Here is a 5697-nt window from a genome sequence, read left to right on the forward strand (position 1 = left end):
GGGTCATTAGACCAGCTCAACCCCCTGGTGCTGGTTGCCCGCCGCCTGGAACGTCTGCAAACCCTTGCAGAGTCGTTGCGCACAAAATATGGCGTAGAAGTGGTGGTCGAACAGGTCGACCTTGCCAGCCATGCCGAAGTCCTGAAACTCCACGCCGACCTGAATGAGCGCGGCATCCCTATCGATATCTTGATCAACAATGCCGGCCATGGGCTGCAAGGCCCGTTTGCCGACAGCCAGCTGGATGCAGCGCTGGCGATGATCCAGCTCGACATCACCAGCCTGACGACCATGACCCACCTTTTTGGCCAGGACATGAAGAAGCGCAAGCGTGGAAAGATCCTCCAGATCGCTAGCATGCTCGCCTACCAGGGCGTAGTGAATTTTGCCGTGTACTCGGCCGCCAAAGCCTATGTCCTGCGCCTGGGCGAAGCCCTGCATCGCGAATTCAAGGCCGATGGAGTCACAGTCACAACCTTGTGCCCGGGCATGACCAACACCGAATTCGCCAGCGCCGCCCAACAGAAAATCACCCTGGGCTTGAAAGCCATGATGATGCAGCCCGCTCCGGTGGTACGTGCAGGCATTCGTGGGCTGCAAGCGGGGCGGATCAGCGTGGTGCCGGGAGTCGTGAACAAGATCAACGTGATCTTCATGTGGGCGACTCCGCGCTGGTTGCACCAGGCGGCGTTTTCGCGGGTTATGAATCATTGAGGGGAGGAGCCCTGGTCGCCGGGTTGGGGTGAGGCCCAGTTTTAGCCGCGCCAAATGCTAAATTTCAGAAATCTCCTGCAAATCGGCGGCTTTGTGTGAGGAGGTTGTTTCTTTTTGCTTGGAGTACGGTAGTGGTCTGTTGGGTTGTGACCAAGGTTGCCTAAATGTTCTTTTTAAGCCAATGTAAAGACTACCGTCATTACATTGAGGGCCATTCCATGGCGTCCATTAACGTCCGAATCGACGACGATCTCAAAGCGCGAGCCTACCGCGAACTTGAAAAACTTGGCGTTACCCCTTCCGAACTGATGCGCCAAGCCTTGCAGTACGTAGCAGAGCGTGGCCAGTTACCTTTCAAGCCCGTCTTGATGACGGAGGATGATGAGGCTTTGTTCGCTACAGTCCGCGAGCGGCTTGCGGCACCCCAGCGGGTAAAGGTTTCATTGGATGACCTATAGCCTTGAATTTGATGCGCGGGCTTTTAAAGAGTGGCAAAAGCTGGGTGACACAGTGCGTCTGCAGCTCAAAAAGAAACTCGCTACCGTCCTGGAAAACCCGCGTATCGAAGCCAACCGTCTGCATAGCTTGCCCAACTGCTACAAAATAAAGCTACGTAGCAGTGGCTACCGGTTGGTCTATCAAGTAATCGACCAGGAAGTCGTGGTGTTTGTGGTGGCAGTAGACCAGCGAGCGCGCGAGCAGGCTTATCGAAAGGCCGCTGAGCGATTGGTGAGCCGGTAAAGGCCTTGGGCTGGTGTCCTGCCTCGATTGATACGGCTTCTCAAAATCAGTGGCTGTATTTAGGAGGTCGCGGCGAGGCTGTTTCTGTTTATGGTCGTTCGATAGAAGTTTGCAGAGCTTTGCCGGGTCTCAACCGTTGCCGCAATGGCTAAACGTTCTCCCGCGCTATCTGAAGCTGGCATGTATTGGCTAGAAATGCCTGCCAGAAAAACCCTACGAAACAACAAGACACATACGTTGATTGCGTGGGCGTGGTCCGACTACTAGATTTGCAACCCTGCCGCTAGCCTAGTCACGCCACAGTCAATCCTGTGGCCGGGTGTCGCAACCTGATGTGTGTCTGAGGCGCGGTTTCGTGCCATAGCTCTCTAGCTGGCGCTTCCAGTGCCCGGCTAGCGTATTTCTATGGCGGGCCGTGCGGGGCAGACTTCGGTCTGGCCGGTTTCCTCAGACGCCGGTTTGCGACCCTCGTACGGTCTGCCACCCTTTGTCCGTGTCGCAACGGTGGATGGCAGTTCCTTAACCTGTCTGAGGAAACAAGGATGATGGCCTACCCCCCTTTTACGCACGGGCACCGCCCATTACGTCAAACCTTGCTGCACTTCGATCACGGAGGCTCCCTCCATGATTGATCGCTCACTACTGTCCCGTCTTCCACCCCACGACCTGATCAGATTGGCGTCCCTCAAACCTCATGAAGCTGCGGCTCATTTCCGTGTTGCTGCCAGGCTCTGCCTGGATGGTGCCCGATGTGTGGCCTTCCGTGATCAGGAACAAGAGCGCCTGGCTCATCGATTGATCAACGACGGCATAGCGCTCTACACCCTGGCTTTTCAGAGGCTCAGTTCAACGTCGCCCCATTCAATGAGGATTTCTTCGACATGGATGGCTGCGAATGACTCAGGCGAAGAGCAGAGGTCATGAGATAAAGGCGTTATCTATGAGATTGCCGAAAGGGCTCGCTTTTGCTTGACGATTTTCAGGCGACTAAACCTCGTTACTGGTTTGGCGGTAGGGCGGGAAGGTTGCCGTTGCCGGGATCTACAAGCGGTCGCTGTGGGTATTCTTGATGCTTAGGAGAGGCCTACAGATCGATGGGGCGCGTACGAATTCGCTTGGGTGGGAGCGAATTTATTCGCGAAAAACTACTACAAATACAAAAGGTTCGTCTTTCGAGGAGCCTTTCTTGGGACTGCGTATGGGGCGGCACCAGGAGTCGAAAAAGAACGTAACCTTATGATACTAATACATTAATTATTAGGCTCATTGCTAGGCTATCTCTAAAAATATCCTTCTCTTCTTCCTGGACTCCCGGGTGTGATCAACTTAAGCAGTCGAAGGAGATATTTACAATGTACGCCCAGCAGATTAATACTGTTAAATTTCGCAACTTTATTACGTTTTTATGTAGTGGTGCGTATTTCTACATGCTTAGAGAGGGATGGCGAAGTTGTAGTTGTTAAGTGTAGGTGTGGCCAAGACTTCAAGGTGGTGCTATATTTGCACGCATATAACGTCGTGCTATGTTGTCTATGTCAGTGAGAGTGTAAGGCGGGGATAATGGCCAAAGTTGAAGTCAAAGCAAAAGGGATTAAAAATAGGCTTAAGGCTATCAAGCCCTATAGGGCTGTAGCTGAATATATATGGAATGGCTTTGATGCGGGTGCGACTTCTGTTGATGTTAGATACGAAGTTGATGATCTGGGGGGAGTCAAATATCTCGCTGTGCAGGACAATGGATCGGGAATTCCACACCTTCAGGTTGAGAATAAGTTTAAGCCTATTCTATCTTCTGAAAAAAGAGATCTTGAGGTGCAACACTCGCTTGTACATGGTAAAAATGGCCTTGGGCGCTTGACTTTTTTCCATTTTGCACAAAAAGCAATATGGAGAACCCGATATGCCAGCGGTGATGAAGTATATGAGTATGAAATTAAAGTAAGCGATGATGATATTGATAACTACAGCTTCTCCTCTGAGGAAAAAGTTTCCGGTAGAGAGGTAGGCACGTGTGTTAGTTTTGAAAATATTATCGGCCTCTCTGAGTCTTACATTAAGGATGAGTTGACTTCATATCTGATTAAGGATTTCGCATGGCTGTTGGAACTGAAAAGAGATCAAGGTTTTGCGATTCGCATTAATGGCGCTGATATACCCTGTGAGTCTCTCGTTAGTGATTCGGAGAAATTTACTCTCAATATTGCTGATCACCTCTTTGATGTTAAGTTTGTAAGGTGGTCTAGAAAGTTGAATCGCCATTTCTCCAGATTCTATTGTTCAGATCTTGTGGGTGGCTTTAAGTACTCGCGTCCGACGACCCTTAATAATAAAGGTGATGAGTTTTATCATAGTGTTTTTGTGGTGAGTGATTACTTCAAAGATTTTAGTGTTGGCAAGGAAGGCGGGCAAATTGATCTGTTATCCTCTAGGACGGATCAATCTGAGGAATTCAAGGAGCTGATAAAGAATATTAATTTATTTTTGAGAAGTAAGCGTAAACCTTTCATTGTTGACCATGCTAAGAAACTAGTAGAAGAGTTTGAGGCTAAAGGCTACTTTCCTGATTTTAATTCGAAGAATAATTGGGAGCTAGCGCGGCATGAAGATTTAAAAGAGATCATTACTCAACTCTATCAGGTAGAGCCAAAAATATTTTCCAATTTGAACCCTACTCAAAAGGTGACCTTCATAAGGTTTATATCTTTAATTGTTGACAGCGGTGAGGTTGAGGATTTATTTAAAATACTTGACGGTGTAGTGGATTTGTCCTCAGGGGAGAGGGAGCGCTTTGCGCGTCAACTGCAGACAACCAAAATGTCATCGATAGTAAACACCATCGAGTTGATAAGCGACCGATATAAGTCTGTCGCGGAATTTAAAAAGCTGGTATTCGATCCGAATATGTATGCCGGAGAAGTCCCGCATCTACAGAAGATGATGGAGAAGAATTACTGGCTTATAGGTGAGGAGTACCAACTTCTAACCGCAGCTGAGCCAAAATTTGAAGAGGCTTTACGCCGATATACATATTTGCTGCATGGTATAGATAGTAAAGGCGCAGTTGATCATGAGAGCAAAAACAGAGAAATGGATTTGTTCCTTGTTAGGCAAGGGAAGAAGCAAAGCATAGTAGAGAACATTGTTCTTGAGTTAAAGCATCCTACGAATATTCGTCTGGGCAAGAAAGAGTTTGATCAGGTTTATGATTATTACCAGGTAATTAGATCGATTGATCAGTTTAATGGATCCAATATGGATTGGAAATTTTATTTGATAGGAAATAAATTTGACTCAACTGGCTATATTGAAAGCCAGATAAAGAGTCATAAAAATCATGGTGAGCCTGGATTGATGTTTATTGGTGAGTATCGGGTGTACGCATTTAGATGGAGTGAGATTTTTACTGAATTTGAGTTGAAACACGATTTTTTAAATAAAAATCTCCAACTCGAATTGGAGCGGCTTACTGATGGCAGGCATGATTCTGCAGACGATATAGTGGCTGCGGTGAGAACCTCTGATGCTCCGAAAGAAATGGTCGCCTAGCCGCATATTTAGGCTTCTTAAAGTCAGGCTACCGGGGTGGTGCACGCTCTCAGAAATAACACTGTTTTTGTGCCGACTTACACGAGTGGGGTCGTCGGTCCCTGCCGTCGGGTTTGGTGAAGAGATCGGTGACCACAGTCCAGATCTCATCCAAGTTCATAATGCTTTGCCATCACGGAATTCTTTTCTGTAGATGGCTTCATGCTCCACAAAATCTCAGCTTTCGAGGGCGCGATTGGGGTGCGCGGTATTTCAGAAAATGGCAGGACCAGAAAAGGGGACTGATTTACTTCTCAGAAAATAAATCAGCCCCCTTTTCTCGCAAACTTGCAGGCATCCAAGCCCCGGGGTAATTCAAATGTACCCGAGTCACCGCACTGAAGACGGACAGCCTAGTGCGATAGGGGGGATATTGAGTTTTGTAGTTTAATCTACTTTTTTACATTCGACCTCTCAATCCATTTCAGTTCTTTGAATAGTTCTTCGACGCTGAGGATGATTGGGACTTCACGATGGATGTCGATCCAATATTCTTCTTCTTCTGACCAGATCCATTCTGTATCTGGTAATACTCCTATGGATACTATTCTTTCAGCCCAGCTGAAGTTGTAGTTAGTGCCGATTGGGTTGTCATTCACAAATTTTTTTATAGAGTTTACTTGATCATTTTTCTTCTGAAGAAGTTCAGTTCTATAT

Annotated in this window: 5 protein-coding genes; 4 read left to right on the forward strand and 1 reads right to left on the reverse strand. The window is 47.7% G+C overall.

Annotation, left to right across the window (positions count from 1 at the left end; all coding sequences use genetic code 11):
* The 4 genes from ALQ04_RS18270 to ALQ04_RS18285 form a co-directional block, all read left to right on the forward strand.
* On the forward strand, positions 1-714 hold a 714-nt coding region (locus tag ALQ04_RS18270; RefSeq protein ID WP_122317151.1), incomplete at its 5' end, for an SDR family oxidoreductase.
* 218 nt (positions 715-932) lie between these two features.
* Positions 933-1172 carry a type II toxin-antitoxin system RelB/DinJ family antitoxin gene (locus ALQ04_RS18275; RefSeq protein ID WP_122317152.1) on the forward strand — a complete coding sequence of 80 codons (240 nt, stop codon included), beginning with the start codon at positions 933-935 and terminating at the stop codon, positions 1170-1172.
* Entirely contained in the window at positions 1162-1455 is a 294-nt protein-coding gene (locus ALQ04_RS18280; protein WP_122317153.1) for a type II toxin-antitoxin system RelE/ParE family toxin, read from the forward strand. The genes ALQ04_RS18275 and ALQ04_RS18280 overlap by 11 nt, the downstream gene beginning before the upstream one ends.
* Positions 1456-3015: 1560 nt before the next feature.
* Positions 3016-5001 (forward strand): ATP-binding protein, encoded by a 1986-nt coding sequence (locus ALQ04_RS18285; RefSeq protein ID WP_122317154.1) that lies wholly within the window; start codon positions 3016-3018, stop codon positions 4999-5001.
* A gap of 431 nt (positions 5002-5432) precedes the next feature.
* Here ALQ04_RS18285 and ALQ04_RS27075 read toward each other — a convergent pair.
* Positions 5433-5697 (reverse strand): hypothetical protein (locus tag ALQ04_RS27075; RefSeq protein WP_221033410.1); only part of this gene is annotated, 265 nt, incomplete at its 5' end.

The sequence above is a fragment of the Pseudomonas cichorii genome (assembly GCF_003700275.1).
GTDB classification, from domain to species: Bacteria; Pseudomonadota; Gammaproteobacteria; order Pseudomonadales; family Pseudomonadaceae; genus Aquipseudomonas; species Aquipseudomonas cichorii_B.

What these genes read in the sequence shown, in the direction of transcription:
- ALQ04_RS18275 (WP_122317152.1), top strand. Translation starts at nt 933, where the DNA reads ATGGCGTCCATTAACGTCCGAATCGACGACGATCTCAAAGCGCGAGCC.
- ALQ04_RS18280 (WP_122317153.1), top strand. Translation starts at nt 1,162, where the DNA reads ATGACCTATAGCCTTGAATTTGATGCGCGGGCTTTTAAAGAGTGGCAA.
- ALQ04_RS18285 (WP_122317154.1), top strand. Translation starts at nt 3,016, where the DNA reads ATGGCCAAAGTTGAAGTCAAAGCAAAAGGGATTAAAAATAGGCTTAAG.